Here is a 21,833-nt window from a genome sequence, read left to right as displayed (position 1 = left end):
GCGCCGCGCGACACGGCGTCATGATTGTTCCGTAAAACACGACCCCGGCGGGGGGCGGCCTTCGCCTCCCGCCGGGGTCGGATCCTACCCTCCGGGCTCGTCCCCGACTACCGACGACCCCGGATTCCACCGACTACGCTTCGGAACTCACCCGGTCAGCCACGACCACCGGTAGTTCACGCGGACGTAGTAGTAGCCGCCGTTGAAGCCGAACGGCGAGCTCTCCGGATAGAGCAGACCCACGTCGTCGGCGGTGTCCGGATCCTGCGTCGCCGGATACGTGTCGAACAGGTTGTTCGCGCCGATCGTGATCTCGGCATCGTCCGTGAGGTCCGTCGACAGCTCGACATCGAAGAGGAGCCGGCCGGGGAAGGCCGTGCCCTCGACGCCGCCGATCACCACGCCGCCGACGTCCACCCACGAATCGTACCAGGTGCCGCGGAGGAGGGTACGCACGCCGCCCAGCGCATGCAGCACGTTGAGCGAGCCCCGCCACGAGGGGATGGACTGCTCGAGCTGGTCCACCCGGTCCGTGTCGATGACATCGGGGTTGAAATCGGTGACCGACGTGCCGTTGTAGTTGAAGAGCACGCTGAAGCTCGTCGCGCCGCCCATCGACGGAGGCGTGTAGTTCGCGACGATGTCGAGCCCCTGCGTCCTCGTGCTGAAGTCGTTCGTGAAGAACCGGAACTCGGCGAGGTTCGCCGCACTCGTGATCCCCTCGCCCAGCAGTCGCGTGACCTCATCGTCGGTGAGCGAGAACGTCTGCGTCTGCGCGAAGCGGTCCGAGATCGCGATCCGGTAGTAGTCCACCGTCAGCTTGAACGCGTCCGCGTCGAACACCGTCCCGGCGGTCAGGCTGAACGCCTTCTCCGGCGTCAGCTGCCGCCCGCCTCGAAGGGCCGCCACGGCGGACGTCGACGGGATCGTGCCGCGGTTGACGAGGTCGCCGATCGTCGCGTCGAACACCGTCGACACGTTGAAGGCGTTCTGCTGCCCCGGCGTCGGCGCGCGGAAACCGGTGCTCCCGCCCGCGCGCAGGGCGACCGCGTCGCTGACCTGCAGGCGGCCCGAGACCTTCCCCGTCAACTGAGTTCCGAAGTCGGAGAAGTCTTCCAACCGCAACGCGGCGCCGAGCGTCCACGGGTCTTCGCTGCCGCCCAGCTGCAGGTCTCCGTAGACCGCCACGTTCTGGCGGTCCCAGTTCCCCGCGGCGATCGGGCTGAAGCCGGGGAAACCGTTGGAGGACGAGCTGAAGCCCTGCGCGGCGTAGGGCCCGATCTTCCACGACTCGTCCTGCCCCTGCCCGATCGTGAAGCGCTCTTCCCGCCGCTCGAGCCCGCCCGCGAGGTGGACCCCGTCGCTGGCCTCGTATGCGACGTCGAAGTTGAGGTTGAACTCATCCTGCCGGTACAGGCCCGGGTCGAAATGCGTGGGCGTCTCCGGCCCGAGCGCCGCGTTCACCGTGTTGTAGATGAAGAAGTCGGCCGTGTGGCTGCCGAAGCCGGCGCTCGCGTCCCAGGTGAAGCCGTCCTCGTTACCGCCCTTCACGCCGCTGACGACGGACCAGTCGGTGACGTTGCCGCCGAACTGGGGCGTGAAGCCGCCGGGAAACATCTCCTGGAACGAGAAGCAGTTCGGATCCGCGAAGACCTGCGCCAGCGCCACCGGGTCCGGCACATGGTTGGTGATGCGGACCTCCGGGCAGTTCGCCGTTCCGAGGCCCTTCGCCATCAGCACGTCGCCGATGAGCAGCGACTCCCCGCCGTCACCGCTGAACACGGCGCCGCGCGTGTTCGGGTTACGGAAGAAGAACCCGCCGTCCACCTCCTTGGTGGAGAGGTTCCCGAAGGCGTAGAACTGCTCGTCGTCGCTGAACGTGTAGCCGGTGTTGAGCCACACCTTCAGGTCGTCGTTGACTTCGGGCGATCCCCAGATCTGGGCCGTCGGTGTGCGCACGGCGCTGTTGCCGGCCCCGAGGAGCGCGATGGCGTCGGCGCGCTGGATGGCCCGGTCGGTCGGATCCTGGTTGCCGTACTCCACGCTCAGGTTGGCGAAGCCGGTGGACCCCAGCGGAACCCCGACGTTGCCGGAGACGGTGAGCATGTCGCCGTCGCCTTCGTAGTAGCTGCCGCTCTTGACCTCGATCATGCCGCCGTCGCGGTCGTCCTTCAGGATGAAGTTCATCACGCCGGCAATGGCGTCGGAACCGTACTGCGCCGAGGCGCCGTCGCGGAGCACCTCCACCTGCCGCAGCGCGATGCCGGGAATGGAACCGATGTCCACGCCCTGGGCTCCGTCCGAGAGACCGGCGCCGAGCCACGTGATGATCGATCCGCGGTGCCGCCGCTTCCCGTTGATCAGCACCATCGTGTGATCGGACGCGAGACCCCGCAGGTTCGCCGGCCGCGTGATCGTGGCCGCGTCGCTGATGGGCTCCACGCGGACGTTGTAGGACGGAACCGCGGTGCGGAGCAGGAAGTCGATGTTCGTCTCCGCCTGCCTGGCGATCTCGGACACCGGGATCACGTCCACCGGCACCATCGACTCGGTCACCGTCCGCGGCTGCGTGCGGCTTCCGACGACCACCAGCTCGCCGAGGTTGATCGCCTGGAGTTCCAGCGCGAAGTCCTGGTTTGACGTCTGGCCGCTCGTGACCGAGACCGTCTGGGTCTGAATCGCGTAACCGATGAGCCGGACTTCGACCATGTGGTCGCCGGCCGGGACGCCGGAAATCGAATAGGCGCCGCCGGCGCCCGAGCCCACCGATATGTCGAGCGCGGTGATTGCGACCCTCGCGCCGCTGAGGCCGGCGCCGGTCGGACTGGTCACCCTGCCCTCGATGGTCCCCTGGGCAAAGGCCGCCGCCGGCAGCGCCAGAAACGCAAGGGCGAGGAATGCTCGTTTCAGCATACTCATCTCCTGAGGTTTGGTCGTATCAGATCCCGAATGGTCGGTTCAAACAGGTTGGCTCGACGCTTCCCGTCCTCGCGGGCCCGAGCCGTTGGCCCGCGGAACGTCCGGAGATGCCCCGGCAGCCCCGCAGCTGCTAGAGCGGAGCCCAGGGCATCTCGATGGACCTCCACATGTGTGCGACCGGACTGTTGTCGTACCCGAGACCCTCCTTTGGCTGCTTGAAGTGACGCCCGATGATGTCGATGAACGGATCCAGCGAGACTTCCATGCCATCCTGGAAGGCATACGTGTCGTTGACGCAGATCATGCGGGCCGAAACGTACAGCGGATGACCCGTCGCATACTCCGCCGCCTGCTTGATGTAGTCCGGCGGGACGTAGTCCTCGCCGAAGATCCGGTTGTACAACTCGGGGTATTCGTATCCGTACTCCTCGTCCGGATAGAAACGCAACGCGCCGTGATACCGGATCCCCCAGCTCACGTACTCCGGAACATACGGTTCGTAGAGCTGCGCGCCCCACCAGCCATGGTCCACCTTGATCAGGTTCTGCACCGTGTCATGGAGCAGGCCGGCGAGGACGTTCAACTCGGGCTGCCCGTCATTTAACGCGTGAGTCGCGCTCTGCAGGACATGCCGTGCGGGCCAGAACCGCTTGCGGAAGAAATCCTCCAGCGTGGGATTCGCCGGGAGGGGTTCGACAACCTCGTCGGTGGGCCTGAACAGGTTGCCGGTTCCGCGCGGGGGCCTGACCTCCTGTTCCGCCTCGTGATCGTCGTGGTCGTGATCGTCGTGGTCGTGTTCGTCCGCGAATTCGGCTTCGGCCTCCGCGGCCTCCGCCAGCAACTCGTTGTCGTCGAGGAGCCGCGGGTCGAGGTCTTCGGTCCGCGGAACCGGACCGTGGTGGTGATGATGGTCGTGGACGTGACCCGGATCGTCGCCATCGAGGAGGTCGCACATGTAGTGCTCCAGGGCCTCCGCCTTGTCCTCGGGCGTCATGACGGCGAGGGCCCCGGCACCAACCGATGCGAGGAACTTTCTTCGGTCGATCTCCATGATTCCCTCCCGGCGCTGGAAGTGAGGCGACGGTGACACGTTCAAGTTGCACAAACAGGCGCGAGACCGCTAGTGAGAGCGGGTCGCGGAAGGCTACAAAACAAACGCAGGGCCATCAAAAAAGGGGGCATCCCGTCCCGGACGCCCCCTTCCTGCCTGTCTCTCTACGCGACGCGCGATCTACCGGCCGATCAAAAGGCCTGCTTGACCACGTTCTCGGCTTTGGGGCCTTTCGGCCCGTCGACGACATCGAGTTCGACCTTCTCGCCTTCCGCCAGGCTCCGAAAGCCATCCGCCTGGATCGCCGTGTGGTGAACGAAGACCTCGGCGGATCCATCATCGAGCGCGATGAACCCGAAGCCCTTCTGATCGTTGAACCACTTGACTGTGCCGCTTCTGCGCATGCCCGTGCTCCTGAAGGTATGGGTGTCGCCGAGAGTACGGGCTTGCCGCACATGCCGACCACGATACCGGCGAACCTGATCCGGTTCGCATTTTCCGGAGCCCAGAATACACGGGAAATTTGCGGTTGTCCATGCGCCGGGCGGGACGCGTCTATTTCCTCAAGGACAGGAAATCGCGAAGCCGGAGTTTCGTCTGGTGGTCCTGCATCCGCGTGCCGCGCATGTTCTGGCCGCGAATATAGGTCCGCTGCCAGCCCTGTTGCACCGCTTCCTCGTCCTGGGCGTGGAGGTCGTCGATGAACTGGGCCCGGGACTCGTTCCACGCCGTGTACTGGTTCGCGACGAGCTTGTCGTCCCACAGCTCCCGCGTGCGGGGGCGCACGTTCTCGAGATAGTGCCGCGGAATGGGGACGATCCGGCAGATCGGCTCGCCCTCGTCGAAGCGGATCCAGTGCTTGGGCCGGGTGACCTTCCAGTTCATCGTGAACGAGAACGGGGCCCAGTCCGTCTCGATGATCCCGTCGAGCGGGACGATGCCGTCCTTCGGAAGGTTGGGGCAGCCTCGCGCCCAGAGGTTGTGTCCCTTCGTGGTGCGGAACAGATAGCCGGGCGTGAACGTCAAGACTCCGCTCCCGAAGTGGCTCGCGATGGCGGGGTGCGGCTCGTCCTCCCAGCGAAAACGGATGGAGTCCAGCGCGACCTCGCCGTCCCAGCGAAGCCAGAACGTCGTGGGGCAGAGCAGATCCCAGCCGGCCTGATTCGCGATGAGGAGCGGCAGACAGCGGTAGGCGAAGCGATCGGGCGTCTCGTCCATCCACTCGCGGCGCTGGTCGCCCGTCACGATATCGAGGGCGGTCTCCGCGACCCGGAAGGCCGTCAGTTCGATGCCGCGCGCGGACTGCGGCCGCGCCTTTGCCTTCTTCGCCACGGGGAGCCGTACCTCCTACCGCGCCGAGACCCGGTTCGCCGGCCCGCCTCCGCCGCCGCCTTCGGCAGCTTCAACGAGCGACTTGCCGAGATCCAGAGGCACGAGCCGGCCGCCGATCTCCGCGACGCCCTGGATGCGGACCCAGCGGTCGAGAAGCGTGACCTGGAGCACGGTCTCGAACCCGTCGGTCGTCGCGCTCGGGTCAATCTTCATCGTGATCCTCCGCGCACCGACGTCGTACTCCCACGAACCGTAGAGCCGGGTGTCGAAGGTCGTACCGCCCGGCCCGAATCCGGTCAACGTGAGCCGTGAACTCAGGTTCTGGATCGAACCGAAGACGAGGCGGACATCGGACCCGGGGGGGAGGGGCAGGAAGTCGTCGGGAAGGTGCGGCACCTGGCGCCTGAGCAGTTCGAGCGGCCGGTACGCGCCGATGATGGTGTGATGGACGGTTCGGTATGCGGGTCCGTACGGATTGTTGTCGCTCTCGCACCCGGTAACGGCGACCGCCAAGGCAGCGACGGTCATCGCCCTCCCGATGCCTCGCGCCCCGACGCGGCCCTTGAAGGGTCCCATCGTACCCCCAACTTTCGTGGCGGCCGATGGCCCGCGGACCGCCCGCGGCATGCCTCCGAACTCGGCGCACCTGCTCCGTCGCCCCTTATGAAACCGTCGGGAGGGGAAACCGGCAACCCCGCGCGTGCGCGCGCGCCGCGGGCCCGACGTTGCGCCGCGTGGTCCGGCTCGGCAGGGTTGTCGCCGAACCGACGCTCACGCCAAACCCGAACCCCCCACGTCATCACGTCATGCTTACGATACGTCCCGTCCCGCGCGCGCTCGTCCCCGTCGACTCCGAGGCCGCCCGCCACGTCTCGGCCCGGAACTACGACGAATTCCAAGGGGATACGGAGATCTGGGAGGCCATCCGGCGTGCGCCCGACTCTGTCCTCGGCGTCACGATGGCGCACTGCGCCGTCGACAGCCCGACCTCGATTCTCCCCGGCGATTCGGAGGCGTCGCTGGAGCTCGCGCACCGCAACTTCCAGCGGCTGAGCGCCTCGCGCTTCACCCGCGAGGCGAAGCGGATCCTGTACCTCTACGAGATCGTGGACCCGCGGCGCCCGGGTGTGCGGCAGATCGGCCTGGGCGGGCTGGCCCGCACGAACGAGATCCGGACGGAAGACACGCCGGCCGGGCCGATCATCAGGAACGAAGGGGTCCGCCCGCCCAAGGCGAGGGGGCGCGCCCGACTCATCGAAGCGACGGGCGCCATCATCGGGACCGTGAACAACGCGGTGCCGGACGCGTCCGGGGCGTTCGCGGCGGCGCTCGAGCGCCACGCCGACGGAACCGGCCCCGACTTCGAGACCGGGGGGGCGGGAGACACGATCCACCGCATCTGGCTCGTCGCGGAACCGGGGGCCATCGCGCGCCTCCAGCGACTGTTCGCCGCGGAGCCCGAGGCGTACGTGGCCGACGGCAACCACCGGAGCGCGGCCGCCGCGATGCTGGGGTACGAGTCCTTCCTCGCGGTGTTCTTTCCGGCGGATCGCATGGGCATTTCCCCGTACAACCGGCTGGTCCGCCTGCCCGGCGAACGCGATGCGACCGCCGTCGACGCGGCGCTGGAGCGCTCCTTCGAGGTTTCGGCCGCCGGGGACGAGCCCCTTCAGCCGGACGCGACGCACGTGATCGGCGTGTACACGGCGGACGGAGGTTGGCGGCGCGCCTCGCCGCGGGCCGGCGTCTACGACGAGGCAGACGCCGCCGCCTCCATCGACCACGACATCGTGCAGCGGACGCTCTTCGCGGATCTGGGCATCCCGGATGCGGCCGACGAGCGGCTCACCTTCGTCGGCGCCAACAAGGACGCCGCATGGCTCGCGTCCGAGGTGGACGGGGGTCGAGCGGATCTGGCCGTCACGCTGCCCGCCGTGACGATGGATCAGTTTGTCGCGGTCTGTCGGCAGCGCCGGATGATGCCTCCCAAGTCGACCTGGTTCGAGCCCAAGATCCGGAGCGGACTCGTCATGGCGTTCCTCGAAGGGGACTAGAACGCCGCGGGGTTCAGGTCCGGGATCGATCGCGGAGTGCGGCGCGGTCGACCTTTCCGAGGTGCGTCCGGGGCAGATCCGCCGCGACGTGAACGGCGGCCGGCGTCTTGTACGAGGACAGCCGCGAACCGACGAATTCCCTGAGTTCCGGCGCCAGCTCGCCGACTCTTGCGGCAGCCGGTTTCGTCGGAACGATCCAGGCGACCGGCTCCAGAAGACCCTCGGGAGTCGGCACGCCGACGACGGCCGCCTCCGCGACGGCGGGGTGTTGCAGCAGACAATCCTCCACCTCCCCGGGGGAGAGCCACTTTCCCTTGACCTTGAGCATGTCGTCGCCACGACCGCAGTAGCGGAACACCCCGCGTTCATCGCGGACGATCATGTCGCCCGACACGTACCATTCCCCCCGGAAGGCCTCCGCCGTCGCCCCGGCCCGCTGCCAGTACCCCAGCGCGCGCGATCCTCCGCGCACCCACAGCCAACCCACTTCACCGTCCGGCAGCTCGCGGCCCTCGTCGTCGCAGACCCGCACCTCGAAACCGGGGACCGCACGCCCCAGCGTTCCCGGATGTACCTCGTCCGGACGGTTGCTGAGGAAGATGTGCCACATCTCCGCGGTCCCCAGGCCGTCCAGGAGCGTCACCCCCCAGCGGTCGCGCCAGCGCCGGTGAAGTTCGGGCGGGAGCGCCTCACCCGCCGAGGTCGCGAGACGAAGGCTCGACAGATCGCTGGCGGCGGCGTCCGGGTGCGCCACCATGTGCCGGATCATGGTGGGGACGTTGACGAGCACCGTGGGGCGGAATCGTGCGATCCTCTCGAACAGGACGTCCGGAGTGCAGCGCTCCGGGAAGAGGGCTGCGGTCGCACCGACCGCGAAGGGGAAGAAGAGGTTGGACCCTGTGGCGTAGCCGAAGAACAGCTTGGGGACGGAGAGGGTGATGTCGTCTTCCGTGAGGCCCAGCACCCGCTTGCCGTAGCTCTCCGTCGTGTTCGCGAACGAGGCGTGCGTCTGCACGACGCCCTTCGGGCGTCCTGTCGTTCCCCCGCTGAACAGCCAGAGGGCGGCATCGTCCCGGTGGGTCGGGCAGGGTTCCAGCGTCGCGGGCTGGGCGCGAAGCCGTTCCGCAAAGGCCGGCTCGTCCACGACGAAGGTCTCGCGCGGAGCGGAGGGCGTCTCGTCCCAGGGGATGCCGGCTTCATGAGCCGCCGCGGATGCCGGCGCCGCGGAGATCCCCTCGCGGAAGAAGGGCGCGCGGCCCGAATCCACGAGAAGGACGGCGCCGCGCGTGTACCGAAAGAAGTAGGAAATCTCGTCGCGCCGGAGAAACGGGTTCAGCATGACGCCCACGGCGCCGATCCGCAGCGTGCCGAAGAGGGCGCCGACGAAGTCCGGTCCGTCCGGGAGCGCGATGAGAACCCGCTCCTCCGGCCGCACGCCCGCGCTGCGCAGGAGGTGGCCGTAGCGGTTCGCCAGCGCGTCGACTTCCGCGTAGGTGACCTCGCCGCCGTCCGTGAGCAGCGCGCGGCGGCCGCCCCGCCCTTCCCGAATGCGGTCGCCCAGGAAGTACTCGGCGATGTTGAAGCGCTCGGGCGGATCGAAGATCGGCTGCGGCGCGGCGTCTCGCATCGGGCTCCGTCGGCGGGGGTCGTCCGGTCCTGGCTGAGGTTCGCACGGTATGCGCGGCCCGGCGGGTCTACAACCGACACGAGCCGCCCGGACTTGCGCCCCTCCCCGGCACGGCGTAGCGAGACTCCATGACTGTGAACAGGCTTTCGGACCTCACCTGGGAGGAAGTCGGGGCCCTCGACCTCGATCGAACGGTGGCGATCCTGCCCGTGGGAGCGACCGAAGCGCACGGCCCCCACCTGCCGCTCGACACCGACGTCACCATCGCGGAAGCGATGGCGGAAGCCGGCGCGCGGCGACTCTCGGCCGCGGGTCTGGAGATCGTGCTCCTCGACGGCCTCCCGTACACGCCCGCCGCGTTCTCCGCGAGGTTTCCCGGCACGATCGATATCGGGGCCGCGACGTTCACCGCCCTCCTCGTCGACATCGCCGCCAGCCTGCGCCGGGCCGGGATCGCCACCCTGGCGATCGCGAACGCCCACTTCGACCCCGCCAACCTCGAGGCGCTTCACGCCGCGGCGGCGGCGGTCGGCGGGGGGGATTCCATTCGCGTCGTGTTTCCCGATCTGACGCGCCGGCCGTGGGGGAGCCGGCTCACCGAGGAGTTCCGGAGCGGGGCCTGCCACGCCGGGCGGTACGAGGGCTCGATCCTCCTCGCCCGCGATCCCGGCCGCGTGCGCGAGGAGATCATGCGCGGACTGGACGACAATCCCGTCTCCCTCTCCGCCGCGATCCGGGCCGGGCTGGGAGATTTCGCGGAGGCGGGGGGGACGCGGGCGTATTTCGGCTATCCGTCACAGGCGACGGCGGAAGAGGGACGTGCTACCATTGAGACGCTCGGCGAGATCCTCGCCGAGGCAGTGAGGGAAGCCCTGGGAGAGGAAGTGAGGGAAGCCCTGGGAGAGGAAAAGAAGTGAGTCTTGCCGGACGTGGCGCGCTTGTCACGGGCGGGGGGCGCGGCATCGGGGCCGCGACGGCACGGACGCTGGCGGATCGAGGCGTCCGGCTGGTGCTGGCGGCGCGGAGCACGCCGGAGATCGAGGCTGTCGCGGCCGAGCTGCGGGACGGTGGAGGCGAGGCGTGGGCGATGACGTGCGACGTGTCGGATCCGGCGAACGTGGAGGACCTGTGCCGCGAGGCCGAGCAGCGGCTCGGCGCCGTGGACATCCTCGTGAACAATGCCGGCGTGGCCAGTTCCGCGGCCGTCGTGAAGCTCGCCCCGGAGGAGTGGGAGCGGCTGTGGCGCATCAACGCGACCGGCGCGCTTCTCGCAATGCAGGGCGTGCTGCCCGGCATGCTGGAACGCGGCTGGGGCCGGATCGTGAACGTGGCCTCCGTCGCCGCGCTGCGCGGGGCGCGCTACATCGCCGCCTACGCCGCATCGAAACACGCCCTGCTCGGACTCACGCGCTCCGCCGCGGCCGAGGTAGCGGGAGCCGGGGTCACGGTGAACGCGGTCTGTCCCGGCTACGTCGACACGCCGATGACGGACGCCACGATCGAGAACATCGTGAAGCGAACGGAGATGGCGGAGACGGACGCCGTCGAGGCGATCCTTGCGACGACGCCGCAGCGGCGACTCATCGCCCCCGGGGAGGTCGCGGCATCGATTGCGTTCCTGTGCGAAGACGAAGCGCGGAGCATCAACGGTCAGACCGTCGTGCTGGACGGCGGCGCCACGGCGGCTCTCCCGTGACCGATGTGTTCGAGGTTCTGAACCCGGCCGCGCTGGGCGAGCCGCGGGGCTGGAATCACGGCCTCCTCGCCCCCTCCGGCGGGCGCGTACTGTTCGTGGCCGGGCAGACCGCGACCGGATCGGACGGACACGTCGAGACTTCGGACTTCGCCGCGCAGTTCGCGCTCGCGCTCGACCGCGTGCTGGCGGTGGTGCGGGCGGCGGGCGGAGAGCCCTCGCACATCGGACGGATGACCATCTACGTGACGGATCTCGCCGCCTACCGGGACGCCCGTTCGGAGCTTGGGACCGCGTGGCGCGCCCGGTTGGGCCGGCACTATCCCGCCATGGCGCTCGTCGAGGTCAGCGGGCTCGTCGATGCCGGCGCGCAGGTCGAGATCGAAGCGACCGCCGTCCTGCCGTGACCCCGCACCACCGCCGGGAAGGAAGCGCGCCGTGCCTCTGAATCCGAGTTCATTCCTGTACGAGGTCGACGCGGCGACATCCGTCGCGACGATCACGCTGAACCGTCCGGAACGGCGCAATGCGCTGACCTTCGAGGTCTACGACGAACTCCGAAACACCTTCCGCGCGCTCGACCGCGAACCGGGGATCCGTGCGGTCGTGATCACGGGGGCCGGGGCCGCCTTCTGCACGGGCGGGGATGTGCGCGACATCATCGGGCCGCTCCTCGAGATGGACGCCCCGGAATTGCTCGAATTCACGCGGATGACGTGTGACCTGATCGTCGCCATGAAGGAGTGCGAGAGGCCCATCGTCGGCGCCCTGAACGGCACGGTGGCGGGGGCCGGGGCCGTGATCGCGACCGCCTGCGACGTGCGGATCGCGACCGAATCCGCGAAGATCGCCTACCTGTTCACGCGGGTCGGGCTCTCCGGCGCCGACATGGGGATCGCTTGGCTCCTGCCGCGAATCATCGGTCTCGGGCGTGCGACGGAGCTTCTGATGACGGGCGATTTCCTCGACGCACGGGAGGCGCTCCGTATCGGACTGTACAATCGGGTCGTCCCCGATGGCGAGGCGCTCGCCGCGGGGACGGAGTGGGCGGCGCGGCTGGCGGCGGGACCCACCTCCGCGCTGTCCGTCACCAAGCGCGCTCTGGAGAGGGAGGCACACATGACGTTGGTCGACGCGCTCGCCGAAGAGGCCCGCCTGCAGGCCGCCTGCATGGAGGACCCGAACTTCCGCGAGGGCTTCCGCGCCTTCGTCGAGAAGCGGGCCGCGGTGTTCTCGTGATCGACCTCCATCCCGTCCGCGCCTTTCTCGAACCGCGGCACCTCGAACTCGGGGAGGGGCTCGGGCGCTACGCGGCGTCGGAGTTCGCGGAACACGCGCATCGGGACGATGATGATCTCGCCCGCCGCTACGCGCGGGAGATCTGCGCATCCCTGGGGCGAGGCGGCTGGCTGAAGGCGATCGGCCGACAGGACTTCCGGGCCTGTTCCGTGACGCGGGAGACGCTGGCTTTCTACTCACCGCTCGCGGACGCGATGTTCGCCCTCCAGGCGCTGGGCTCGACCCCCATCGCGCTGGCCGGCGACGAGAGGCAGCGCCGCCTGTGGCTCGACCGCGCCATCCGCGGGCGAGCCGTGGCGGCCTTCGCGATGAGCGAGCCGGAGGCGGGGTCCGACGTGGCCGCCATGCGCTCGACCGCCGTCCGCGACGGGAACGACTACGTCCTCAACGGCGTGAAGACCTTCATCTCGAACGCGGGGATCGCGGACTTCTATCTCCTGTTCGCGGTCACCGACCCGGCCGAGGGGGTTGCCGGGATCTCCGCCTTCCTCCTCCCCGCCGACACGAAGGGATTCCGCTTCGTGCGGCCGCTCGTGATGGCCGACCCCCACCCGCTGGGCGAGATCGCGCTCGAAGACTGCCGGCTTCCGGCCGCGGCCCGCGTCGGAGGCGAGGGCGAAGGGTACAAGCTCGGGCTCGCCACGCTCGATCGCCTGCGCCCCACCGTCGGCGCCGCGGCCTGCGGAATGGCGGGCCGCGCGCTGCACGAAGCGCTCCACCACGCCCTCTCGCGCCGGCAGTTCGGACGGGCGCTCGCCGATTTCCAGATCACGCAGGAGAAGGTGGGACGGATGGGCACCGACCTGACCGCCGCCCGGCTCCTCGTGTATCGAGCGGCCTGGGAGCGCGACGGCGGCGCGGACCGCACCGACCTCGAAGCCGCCATGGCAAAGTCCTTCGCGACCGAGATCGCGCAGGGCGTGGTGGACGACGCCGTGCAGATCCTCGGCGGACGCGGCGTACTGGCGGACCACCCGGTCGACCGGCTCTACCGCTCCGTGAGAGCGCTCCGCATCTACGAGGGCGCCACCGAGATCCAGCGTCTCATCATCGCGCGTCATCTGCTCGACGCCGCGCGCGGCGAGAGCGACCTCTGAGGATCGTCTGCGTCGGAGGCGGGCCGGCCGGCCTGTACTTCGCGATCCTGATGAAGCGCGCGGATCCGGCGCACGATGTCATCGTCCTCGAACGCAACCGCCCCGGCGACACCTACGGCTTCGGCGTCGTGTTCTCCGACGCCACGCTGGAGGAACTCGCCGCCGCGGACCGCGACAGTTACGAGGCGATCGTGCGGTCCTTCCACCACTGGGACGACATCGACATCCACTACCTGGGCCACCGGCTCACGTCGACCGGACACGGGTTCAGCGGCCTCGCCCGCACCGCCCTCCTCGAGATCCTGGAGTCGCGGGCGCGCGAACTCGGCGTCGATCTTCAGTGCGGCGTGGAAGTCGAGTCGGAGGAAGCGTACGCCGGCGCCGATCTCGTGCTCGCCGCCGATGGAGTGAACAGCCGCATGCGGGACCGATACGCCGCCGCCTTCGGCCCCCTCGTCGATCTCCGTCCGAACCGGTTCGTGTGGCTCGGCACGACGAAGCCCTTCCCCGCCTTCACCTTCCATTTCCGGGAGACCGAACACGGCCTGTGGCGCGTACACGCGTATCAGTACAGGCCCGACAGCGTCGGCGGCGATCCCGTCTCCACCTTCATCGTCGAGGCGACCGAGGCGACGTGGCGCGCCGCCGGGATGGACGCCGCCTCCGAGGAGGAGACCGTCGCTTTCCTCGAGGACACGTTTCGTGAGGAACTCGATTCCCATCGCCTCGTCGCGAACCGCTCGATCTGGCGGGGCTTCCCGACCGTCCGGAACCGATCGTGGCGCCACGGCCACATCGTGCTCGTCGGCGACGCCGCGCACTCGGCCCACTTCTCCATCGGGTCCGGCACCCGGCTGGCGATGATCGACGCGATTTCCCTTCACGAGTCGCTGCTCGCCCACGATCTCGATGTGGCGCCCGCGCTGGAGGCCTACGAGACGGCCCGCCGGCCGGAGGTCGAGAGCGCGCAGAGGGCGGCGCAGGCGAGTCTCGAATGGTTCGAGGGCACCGAGCGTTTCCTGGAGACGGAACCCCTGCAGTTCGCCTTCAACCTCATCACGCGCAGCCTCCGCATCACCCACTCCAACCTCGCCCTGCGCGACCCGGAGTTCACCGCGCGCGTCGACCGCTGGTTCGCGGAGCGGGCGGCGGCGGACGCAGTGGCGGCCGACACAGCGGCGGCGACCGCAGGCGCTCCCCCCGCGGGCGTCGGGCGCGGCCCGGCCCCTCCCCCCCTCCTCGCCCCATTCCGGCTCCGGGAGCTTGAACTGAAGAACCGGGTCGTCGTCTCGGCCATGTGCCAGTACTCCGCGGAGGGCGGGACGCCGGACGACTGGCACCTCGTGAATCTGGGCAGCCGGGCGATCGGGGGAGCCGGACTCGTGATGTCGGAGATGACGGACGTGAGCCGGGAGGGCCGCATCTCGTTGGGCTGCACGGGAATGTACGCTCCCGTGCATGTGGGCGCCTGGAAGCGGATTGTCGACTTCGTGCACCGCCATTCGGACGCGGCGATCGGGCTGCAGCTCGGCCACGCGGGCCGGAAGGCGTCCACCCACCTGTCCTGGGAGGGCGACAACGAACCTCTCGATGAGGGCGGCTGGCCGATCATGGCCGCCTCCCCCGTGCCCTGGTTCGAACACAGCCCGGTGCCGCGCGAGATGACGCGGCGGGACATGGATCGGGTGACCGCCGAGTTCCGCCGCGCAGCGAAAATGTCGGAGGAGGCCGGGTTCGACCTGCTGGAGATCCACTTCGCGCACGGCTACCTGCTGGCCAGCTTCATCTCCCCTCTCACGAACCTCCGTGAGGACGAGTACGGAGGAGACGTGGACGGGCGGCTTCGTTTCCCGCTCGAGGTCCTCGCGGCGGTGCGATCCGCGTGGCCGCCCGAGAAGCCGATCTCGGTCCGGATCTCCGCCGTGGACTGGGCGGAGGGCGGGATGACCGCGGACGGGGCCGTCGAGGTCGCGCACCGCCTGAAGGAGGCGGGCGTGGACATCATCGATGTCTCGGCGGGACAGACCGTCCCCTGGCAGGAGCCGGTCTACGGCCGCCAGTACCAGACCCCCTTCTCGGATCGCATCCGGCACGAAGTGGGGATCGCGACCATGGCCGTGGGCAACATCTCCTCGTTCATGGACGTGAACACGATCCTCGCGGCGGGCCGCGCGGACCTCTGCTGTCTCGCCCGTGCCCACCTCTGGGACCCATACTGGACCCGGCACGCCGCCTATGCTTCGGGGGCGCCGATCCCGTGGCCGCCGCAGTATTCGTCGCTGGACGGCTACACGCCGAGATTCGAGTGGGGGTACTAGGGTCGCGTCCCGGGCACCGCACGCGGGCCGCCGGAGGGAGATCGATGGCGCACGGAAAATACCTGACCTATGCCGGATACCTGCACCTCGACGAGCTGCTGTCTCTCCAGGAGGAGCAGTCGGGCGAGGGCGGGAGCCCCGAGCACGATGAGATGCTGTTCATCATCATCCACCAGGTGTACGAGCTGTGGTTCAAGCAGCTTCTGCACGAACTCGAGTTCGCGCGCGACCGGATGGGTGCCGACGACATGCCGCGGCTCCTGCACACGATGCAGCGCATCCTCACGATCCTGAAGGTGCAGGTCGCCCAGCTGGACATCCTGGAGACGATGCGACCGCTGGAGTTCCTCGCCTTTCGGCAACGGCTGGAGGAGGCGAGCGGCCTGCAGTCGTACCAGTTCCGCGAGCTCGAATTCATCCTCGGCCACAAGCGGACGAACGTCTTCGATCGATATCCGGAAGGAAGCGACGCGCGCCGGCGGCTCGACGCCCGCTACGCGGAACCGTCGCTGTGGGCCGCCTTCCTCCGGTTCCTCCACGCGCACGGGTACGCGATCCCGGCGGAGGACCTGGAGCGGGACGTCACGGCACCGACCGAGCCGTCCGCGGGCGTGCGGGACGCGCTCATCCGGCTGTACCGGGAGGATCCGCAACTCGTCCAGCTGTGCGAGCGGTTCGTGGATCTCGACGAGGGCCTCCAGGAATGGCGCTACCGGCATGTGAAGATGGTGGAGCGCACGATCGGAGCGCGGCCCGGGACCGGCCAGACGGGGGGCGCCGCCTACCTCAGGAAGTCGCTGAACCGCCCCGTGTTTCCCGACCTGTGGGCGATCCGCACCGACCTGTGACGAGCTTCCCGTGACGCGTTTCGCGCCGGAGGACCTGTACCGGGAGCCGAACGCGCTCGCCCCGTACTACTCCCGCTTCCGGGTCGCGGAGCGGCTGCTTCTCACGGGCCATTCGCACCAGGCGTGGCCCGACTGCGGCTTCGCGGGACAGCTCCGGGCATGGGAAGACGCCGCCCGCCTGGTGGACGGGAAGTGGGAGGAGGCGTTCGCCCGCGGGAACCGGGTCCGCGCCGGGTACGCCGAACTCCTCGGACGCCCGGGGCGCCCCGACGAAGGGGACGTCGCGCTGGGCTCCAACACGCACGAACTCGTGGTGCGCTTTCTCTCCGCCCTCGACCTGCGCGCGCGGCCCCGGATCGTGACGACGGCGGGGGAGTTCCACTCCATCCGGCGCCAGCTCGACCGCCTGGAGGAGGAGGGGCTGGCCATCGTCCGCGTGCCCGTGGACCCGATCGACTCGCTCTCCGAGCGACTCGGTCTCGCCACGGACGACGAGACGGCGGGCGTGCTCGTTTCCGCCGTCCTCTTCCGTGACGCCCGTATCGTCGGCGGGCTGGACCGCGTTGCGGACCGCTGCGAACAGGTGGGGTGCCACCTGCTCGTGGACGCCTATCACGCGCTGAACGCGATCCCCTTCGATCTCTCGAAGCTGGGGCTCGAAGGCGCGTTCGTGGTGGGGGGCGGGTACAAGTACTGCCAGCTCGGCGAGGGGAACTGCTTCCTGCGCGTACCTCCGGACTGCCGGCTGCGCCCCGCCGTCACGGGTTGGTTCGCCGAGTTCTCGGCGCTGCACGGGGCGGAGGACGCCGCGCGGGTGCCGTACGGAGCGGGAGCGGAACGGTTCGCGGGCAGCACGTACGATCCGACGAGCCACTACCGCGCCGCCGAGGTGTTCGACTTCTTCCGGGAGCGGGGACTCGCGCCGGAGTTCCTGCGTGCGGTGAGCCGGCACCAGATGGACCGTCTCACGCGAGGGTTCGACGGGCTCGACGCGGACCCGGCACTCGTGGACCGCGACCGGGAGACGCCGCCCGATGCGGTGGGCGGCTTCCTCGCGCTCCGGACGCCGCGGGCACGCGACTTCCACGAGGCGCTCGCGGCTCGCGGCGTGGCGACGGACTACCGCGACGACCTGCTGCGGCTGGGCCCGGCCCCCTACCTCAGCGACCGGCAACTGGACGACGCGGTCGCCGCCCTCGGAGAGGTGGCGGCCGGGTTCTAGCGTCGTGTCCCGGCCTGGTCGGATCGGGCGGCGCGCCGCACGGCCCACTCGAGGTCGGCCCGGCTGTCCACGCCGCGCACCATCGTCTCGAGATCGCCGATGCCGGCGGTCTGTTCGGCCGTGACGGTTCGCACTCGCAACCGCTCGAGGAAGCCCATCATCGAGGGGGACGGGGCGCCGGACGCGGCGGCGCGCGCCACGAGCCGGGCGGCCAGCCGGCCGACCTCCCGCCGATAGGCGGCGCACAGGGGCTGAGCCCGGCCGCGCGCGTTCGGCACGACGGCGTCCGCCTCCGCATCGCTCGCGAGTTCGCCGCTCAGGCGGTCGACGAGATCCGGCGTGACGAAGGGGAGGTCGCCCGCCAGCACAACGCAGATCGCGCCCCGTGCCGCGTCCAGCCCCGAGGCGAAGCCGGCGAGGGGACCCAGGTCGGGTACCGGGTCGGGCACAACAAGGAGACCGCGGCCCTCCGGGCTGCGGAACGTGGCCGAGCCGGGCGGGCCCGCGGTTTCGGCGACGGACTCCCAGCCTTCCCCGGCGAGCGCGCGCCGGAAGGGCGGAACTTCGCGCACCGCCAGGACGGTGTCCTTGAACTGCGACGTGGCTTCCAGGATCCGTGACAGCACGGTACGGCCGCCGATCTCGACCAGCGGCTTGTCGCGGCCGAGTCGGCGAGAACGCCCGCCGGCCACGATCACGAGCGACCGGTGCGGCCCGCTCACGCCGCGGGAGGCCGTCCGGGCCCCACCGCCGTCGCCCCGGGTGCCACGCCGAGATCCGCCAGCAATGCGGCCACGCGCCGGCGAATGTCATCCCGGACCGCGCGGAACTCCTCCGGGGGCAGGTCCTTCGGGTCCTTCACCTCCCAGTCCTCCCGCCGCCGCGCGGACACATGCGGACACGCGTCGCCGCACCCCATGGTGACGACCGCATCGAACGGCCCGGGCGGCACGTCGTCCAACCCCTCCGACCGGTGGCCGCCGAGATCGTAGCCCACCTCCGCCATGGATTCGATCGCCCGCGGGTTCACGACGCCCGAAGGCCGGGAGCCCCCGCTCGACGCCTGTACACCGTCACCCGCCAGCATGCGGGCGAAGGCCTCCGCCATCTGGCTCCGGCAGGAGTTCTCCACGCAGACGAAGAGGAGCCGCGGGCCCACGGGTTCTCCGCCGGCCCGGCCCGGATTCGGCGCCGTGGCCCTAGCCCCCGAGGACGTTGAACTGCCGGCTGAACTTGACGATCAGCGAGCGGCCCTGCGGCCCGTGCAGATCCTGGATCCCCTGGATGTCGTTGTAGACGATGAACAGGCCGGTCCCCGCCGTGTTGAGCCATCCGAACCGCACGTTGGCGGAGAAGGTGTCGAGCTGGGTCGAGTACTGAACGAGCGACTGCAGGTAGATCCGCGGCGTGAAGAAGTAGCCGAGGTTCACCCCGGCCAGCGTGGCGACGAAATCCCCTTCCTCCAACGTCACATTGTTGTAGTCGAGCCGCAGCGACGTACTGAACGAGGAGCCCGGCCGCACGGTCAACGTCCCGTTCAGGCTGCGGCGCGAACCCGACAGGAACTGGCCGATGTTCGCCCCGCTGCGGAAGGAGACCTTCGCCGATTCGTTCGTCCAGAAACGGAGCTGCGTCTCCCACCCGTCGTAGGTCCCCGCGGGCACGATGATGTCCGTTCCGGGCATCGGGAACGGCTCGTACAGCCCCTCCCGGTTCCAGTTCATGCCGGTGTGGGCCTCCATCCCGTCGTTGAACTCCCAGTGGTTGTCGATGTGGAGCCGGGCCGACTCCTCGAACCCCCGCGTCACCCCCGTCTTGTCGCTCCGGAAGGTGAAGTAGGAGATGTGCGGGCGGATCTCGCGGAAGGTCTCCTCCGGATGGATGTTGTACATGAGGAAGAGCTGGTAGTACTTGTGGCCCGTCCGCCGCAGGAAGCCCACTTCGGGGTTGAAGTTCTCGCCGAAGTGCTGATACTGGAGGTTCCCCCGCCACTTGCGGGTCGTGAGACCGAAGGTCGCGTCGAACGCCCCGTCCGCGTCCGTCAGGCCGGGAGTCGCCGTCCTCGCCCCCCACGCCGTCAACGTCCACGCCTCCCCCAGTCCCAGCTGTCCATCCACCGCGTAGGTCCGGTTGTAGTCGCCGGACGCGCTCCCGTCGCGGTTGATGAAGGCCCCGCCGATCCGCGACCGGTTCGGCAGTTCACGGGCCACGCGGGCGACCGAGTACGCGTTCGCCCCCTGGACGCCCTCGATCCCGTCCGTCCCGATGTGGAGCATCCCGACGTTGAACCCGGCCGCGCGCCCGGAGACGCGGGCGCCGCCGGTGATCGGGACCTGCCGTCCGTTGGCGATGCCGATTCGGCGGCTGAAGAAGAGATCCGCCCCGCCACCGCCGACTGCGAAGAAACCCGCGTTCTCGAGGAAGAAGGGGCGTTTTTCCGGGAATAGCAGGCTGAAGCGCGTCAGGTTGACCTGCTGGTCGTCGACCTCCACCTGCGCGAAGTCCGTGTTGTACGTCGCGTCGAGCGTCATTCCACGCGTAAGCTGGAGCTTGGCCTCGCCGCCGAAATCGTAGTCCTGGTCGAACGCCGTCTGCCCGCCCGCGTAGTCCCGCGCCGTCGCACCGAGCATGTACGGCGTGACCGAGCCGAGACGCCGGAATGGAAGCTCGAGCCCCGTCAGGTTCCCCGCGTAGTTGAGCCGGTAGAGGTTGAACTCGCGGGGGACCGCGGACCAGAAGGATTCCTCGTTCCGGCGCCGGATCTGACGGGCGACGTTGAAGCCCCAGGTCGGATCGGTCCCGTAACGGAGCGTGTTGAAGGGAATCCGGAACTCGGCGTACCAGCCCTCGCCGTCGCGGCTCGTCGCGACGTTCCAGGAGCCGTCCCAGTTCTTGTTGAAGCCTCCGCCGGCGCCCGACTGCATCCGCCGCTGGGTGTTGAAGCCGCCCCCCAGGAAGAAGCCGCCGCCGCGGCCTTCGTTGGCGACCTGTCCATCGTACTCGATGCCCGCCGGCGTCGTCCCGAACACGAACGCGTTCTGGAAGTCGTGGTAGGTATCGAACGCGAGCAGCACGTGGTCGGCCTCGGAGACCTCGGCGTCCCGGATCCGGTCCCCGGGGATGATCGCCGCCGGGTCCCCGTCGAGAGCCCAGACCCCGACGTAGATCGCCTCGTCGTCGAACACCATGCGCACTTCGGTGCGTTCGGACGCCGGCTGCCCGTCAAACGGTTCGCGCTGGATGAAGTCCGTCATCACCGGGGCCCCGTTCCAGGCCGCATCGTCCAGGACTCCGTCGATGGCCGGCGCCTCCGCCGTACGGACCGCAAGACCCTCGATCGGAAGGGGCGGCGCCTCTTCCGATCCGCCCTGCGCCGGACCGTCCTGCGCGCGCAACTCCGCCGCCGGCAGGAAGAGGGCGATGAGACAGGCGACCCCGAAGCTCAGCACCCCGCGCCCAAATCCAGCGTCGGCGCGGAAAGCGGTGAGACCGTGGTTTCTTCGGAAGCTCATATGACGGACACCTTTGAGGAACACCGTGAAGGATGGACCTGCGCGCGCCAAGTCGAGGAAGGTAACACGTACCGGCTCCGCGCGGTTGCAACGTGGAACCGTCAATCCTAATGTTCAGATATATGGACACCGTTCAATCGAGACTGCGATTCTTCCGTAAAGATCTTCAGGGCTTGTCGCTACGCGACTTCCGCGGCCGCGTGAACGCGGAGTTGCCCGAGCACGCCCGCGTGAGCCTCGGCACGCTCTCGAACTACGAGCGGGAGGCCGGTGGGTCCTCGAGGGCGGGGCCGCGGGCCGAATTCCTGGCGGCGCTGAAGCGCGCCTTCCCTCCCCTTCGCCTCGAATGGCTGATCCTGGGCGACGGAGAGCCGACGACCATCGCCGAGCGACTTGCCGCGCCCGAGGGCCTTGAGACCAAGGCGGGAGCCTCGACGGGCGAAGAACCCTCGTTCGCGGCGCGGGTGCTGGCGCGCTACCCCGACCTCGAGCTCCTCTCGCCGGAGGCGTCGGCCCTCTTCATGGGCGCGCTGACGCGGCTGGCCATGGGCGAACCGAAGCTGGCGCTGGATGAAGGGGACCTGACCCAGCTGGCGGGCGACCTGCGCTGGCTCCTCCTGCTTCCGCCGGGGGCGTGGGGGTTTCGCCACGCGCCGCCCTACCGGGCATTCTCCGACTACGCCGTCGCGATGCTGCACGCGCTGAGCCTGCTCATGCCCGAGAGTGGGGAGGGAGACCCGATCGCGGACCACGCCGCTTCGATCCTCCCCCGGCTGCGCCGCTTTCGGAAGGTCGGTTTCTAGACCGGGGAGGGACGATTAGATTCCCCGCCGGGTCTTCGTCGCGGTTCGGGCGGGGCGG

The 21,833-nt window shown here is 69.3% G+C and carries 19 protein-coding genes; 10 read left to right on the top strand and 9 right to left on the bottom strand.

All coding sequences use genetic code 11. The features are described 5' to 3' along the window. Positions 1-147: 147 nt before the first annotated feature. From RN743_RS03225 to RN743_RS03205, 5 genes are all read right to left on the bottom strand, one after another. Positions 148-2,913, bottom strand: a complete 2,766-nt coding sequence (locus RN743_RS03225; RefSeq protein ID WP_310776209.1) for a TonB-dependent receptor — start codon at positions 2,911-2,913, stop codon at positions 148-150. 136 nt (positions 2,914-3,049) lie between these two features. Beyond that, positions 3,050-3,970, bottom strand: a complete 921-nt coding sequence (locus RN743_RS03220; RefSeq protein WP_310776207.1) for a hypothetical protein — start codon at positions 3,968-3,970, stop codon at positions 3,050-3,052. Positions 3,971-4,161: 191 nt separating this feature from the next. Further along, a complete protein-coding gene (locus RN743_RS03215; protein WP_310776205.1) occupies positions 4,162-4,374 on the bottom strand; it encodes a cold shock domain-containing protein in 213 nt (70 codons plus the stop codon). Between the two features lie 151 nt (positions 4,375-4,525). Further along, positions 4,526-5,302 carry a DUF6065 family protein gene (locus tag RN743_RS03210; RefSeq protein WP_310776203.1) on the bottom strand — a complete coding sequence of 259 codons (777 nt, stop codon included), beginning with the start codon at positions 5,300-5,302 and terminating at the stop codon, positions 4,526-4,528. A gap of 15 nt (positions 5,303-5,317) precedes the next feature. After that, on the bottom strand, positions 5,318-5,830 hold the full coding sequence (locus RN743_RS03205) for a hypothetical protein (protein ID WP_310776201.1): 513 nt from the start codon (positions 5,828-5,830) through the stop codon (positions 5,318-5,320). Positions 5,831-6,108: 278 nt separating this feature from the next. Between RN743_RS03205 and RN743_RS03200 the strand changes: the two genes are divergently transcribed. Further along, positions 6,109-7,356, top strand: coding sequence for a DUF1015 family protein (locus tag RN743_RS03200; protein WP_310776199.1), 1,248 nt, complete (start codon positions 6,109-6,111; stop codon positions 7,354-7,356). Positions 7,357-7,369: 13 nt separating this feature from the next. Here RN743_RS03200 and RN743_RS03195 read toward each other — a convergent pair whose 3' ends face one another. Continuing rightward, the gene (locus RN743_RS03195) at positions 7,370-8,983 is read right to left on the bottom strand and encodes a benzoate-CoA ligase family protein (protein ID WP_310776197.1); all 1,614 of its coding nucleotides are present in this window, start codon (positions 8,981-8,983) and stop codon (positions 7,370-7,372) included. A 128-nt stretch (positions 8,984-9,111) separates the two neighbouring features. On the opposite strand from RN743_RS03195, the gene RN743_RS03190 reads away from it, so the two are divergent. The 8 genes from RN743_RS03190 to RN743_RS03155 are packed head-to-tail and all read left to right on the top strand — an operon-like array spanning position 9,112 to position 17,460. Continuing rightward, a complete protein-coding gene (locus tag RN743_RS03190) occupies positions 9,112-9,900 on the top strand; it encodes a creatininase family protein (protein ID WP_310776195.1) in 789 nt (262 codons plus the stop codon). Beyond that, the gene (locus RN743_RS03185; RefSeq protein WP_310776192.1) at positions 9,897-10,679 is read left to right on the top strand and encodes an SDR family NAD(P)-dependent oxidoreductase; all 783 of its coding nucleotides are present in this window, start codon (positions 9,897-9,899) and stop codon (positions 10,677-10,679) included. Before RN743_RS03190 ends, RN743_RS03185 begins: the two co-directional genes overlap by 4 nt. Further along, positions 10,676-11,083 carry a RidA family protein gene (locus RN743_RS03180; RefSeq protein WP_310776190.1) on the top strand — a complete coding sequence of 136 codons (408 nt, stop codon included), beginning with the start codon at positions 10,676-10,678 and terminating at the stop codon, positions 11,081-11,083. Before RN743_RS03185 ends, RN743_RS03180 begins: the two co-directional genes overlap by 4 nt. Before the next feature lie 31 nt (positions 11,084-11,114). Then, positions 11,115-11,915, top strand: coding sequence for an enoyl-CoA hydratase family protein (locus RN743_RS03175; RefSeq protein WP_310776188.1), 801 nt, complete (start codon positions 11,115-11,117; stop codon positions 11,913-11,915). Continuing rightward, positions 11,912-13,072 carry an acyl-CoA dehydrogenase family protein gene (locus tag RN743_RS03170; protein ID WP_310776186.1) on the top strand — a complete coding sequence of 387 codons (1,161 nt, stop codon included), beginning with the start codon at positions 11,912-11,914 and terminating at the stop codon, positions 13,070-13,072. Before RN743_RS03175 ends, RN743_RS03170 begins: the two co-directional genes overlap by 4 nt. Beyond that, on the top strand, positions 13,069-15,390 hold the full coding sequence (locus tag RN743_RS03165) for a bifunctional salicylyl-CoA 5-hydroxylase/oxidoreductase (RefSeq protein ID WP_310776320.1): 2,322 nt from the start codon (positions 13,069-13,071) through the stop codon (positions 15,388-15,390). The genes RN743_RS03170 and RN743_RS03165 overlap by 4 nt, the downstream gene beginning before the upstream one ends. A 44-nt stretch (positions 15,391-15,434) precedes the next feature. Then, positions 15,435-16,238 (top strand): tryptophan 2,3-dioxygenase family protein, encoded by an 804-nt coding sequence (locus RN743_RS03160; protein WP_310776184.1) that lies wholly within the window; start codon positions 15,435-15,437, stop codon positions 16,236-16,238. A gap of 10 nt (positions 16,239-16,248) precedes the next feature. Beyond that, positions 16,249-17,460: a hypothetical protein gene (locus RN743_RS03155; protein ID WP_310776182.1), complete on the top strand. Its 1,212-nt coding sequence runs from the start codon at positions 16,249-16,251 to the stop codon at positions 17,458-17,460. Here the strand turns inward: RN743_RS03155 and RN743_RS03150 are convergent. The 3 genes from RN743_RS03150 to RN743_RS03140 are packed head-to-tail and all read right to left on the bottom strand — an operon-like array spanning position 17,457 to position 20,972. Then, the gene (locus RN743_RS03150) at positions 17,457-18,182 is read right to left on the bottom strand and encodes a molybdenum cofactor guanylyltransferase (RefSeq protein WP_310776180.1); all 726 of its coding nucleotides are present in this window, start codon (positions 18,180-18,182) and stop codon (positions 17,457-17,459) included. The two genes, RN743_RS03155 and RN743_RS03150, sit on opposite strands and share 4 nt — an antisense overlap. After that, on the bottom strand, positions 18,179-18,619 hold the full coding sequence (locus tag RN743_RS03145; RefSeq protein WP_310776178.1) for an arsenate reductase ArsC: 441 nt from the start codon (positions 18,617-18,619) through the stop codon (positions 18,179-18,181). The genes RN743_RS03150 and RN743_RS03145 overlap by 4 nt, the downstream gene beginning before the upstream one ends. A 40-nt stretch (positions 18,620-18,659) precedes the next feature. Continuing rightward, positions 18,660-20,972: a DUF5916 domain-containing protein gene (locus RN743_RS03140; protein WP_310776176.1), complete on the bottom strand. Its 2,313-nt coding sequence runs from the start codon at positions 20,970-20,972 to the stop codon at positions 18,660-18,662. A gap of 173 nt (positions 20,973-21,145) precedes the next feature. Between RN743_RS03140 and RN743_RS03135 the strand changes: the two genes are divergently transcribed. Next, positions 21,146-21,775, top strand: a complete 630-nt coding sequence (locus RN743_RS03135; RefSeq protein ID WP_310776174.1) for a hypothetical protein — start codon at positions 21,146-21,148, stop codon at positions 21,773-21,775. The last annotated feature ends 58 nt before the right edge of the window (positions 21,776-21,833 follow it).

Origin of the sequence: Candidatus Palauibacter scopulicola (assembly GCF_947581915.1) — a bacterium.
GTDB classification, from domain to species: domain Bacteria; phylum Gemmatimonadota; class Gemmatimonadetes; order Palauibacterales; family Palauibacteraceae; genus Palauibacter; species Palauibacter scopulicola.
Note: the sequence above shows the minus strand (reverse complement) of the source record. Positions and strands in the feature narration are given on the sequence as shown.

Coding starts and splice junctions, on each gene's coding strand:
- RN743_RS03140 (WP_310776176.1), bottom strand. CDS start 20,972: ATGAGCTTCCGAAGAAACCACGGTCTCACCGCTTTCCGCGCCGACGCT.
- RN743_RS03200 (WP_310776199.1), top strand. CDS start 6,109: ATGCTTACGATACGTCCCGTCCCGCGCGCGCTCGTCCCCGTCGACTCC.
- RN743_RS03220 (WP_310776207.1), bottom strand. CDS start 3,970: ATGGAGATCGACCGAAGAAAGTTCCTCGCATCGGTTGGTGCCGGGGCC.
- RN743_RS03205 (WP_310776201.1), bottom strand. CDS start 5,830: ATGACCGTCGCTGCCTTGGCGGTCGCCGTTACCGGGTGCGAGAGCGAC.
- RN743_RS03225 (WP_310776209.1), bottom strand. CDS start 2,913: ATGCTGAAACGAGCATTCCTCGCCCTTGCGTTTCTGGCGCTGCCGGCG.
- RN743_RS03190 (WP_310776195.1), top strand. CDS start 9,112: ATGACTGTGAACAGGCTTTCGGACCTCACCTGGGAGGAAGTCGGGGCC.
- RN743_RS03195 (WP_310776197.1), bottom strand. CDS start 8,983: ATGCGAGACGCCGCGCCGCAGCCGATCTTCGATCCGCCCGAGCGCTTC.
- RN743_RS03160 (WP_310776184.1), top strand. CDS start 15,435: ATGGCGCACGGAAAATACCTGACCTATGCCGGATACCTGCACCTCGAC.
- RN743_RS03215 (WP_310776205.1), bottom strand. CDS start 4,374: ATGCGCAGAAGCGGCACAGTCAAGTGGTTCAACGATCAGAAGGGCTTC.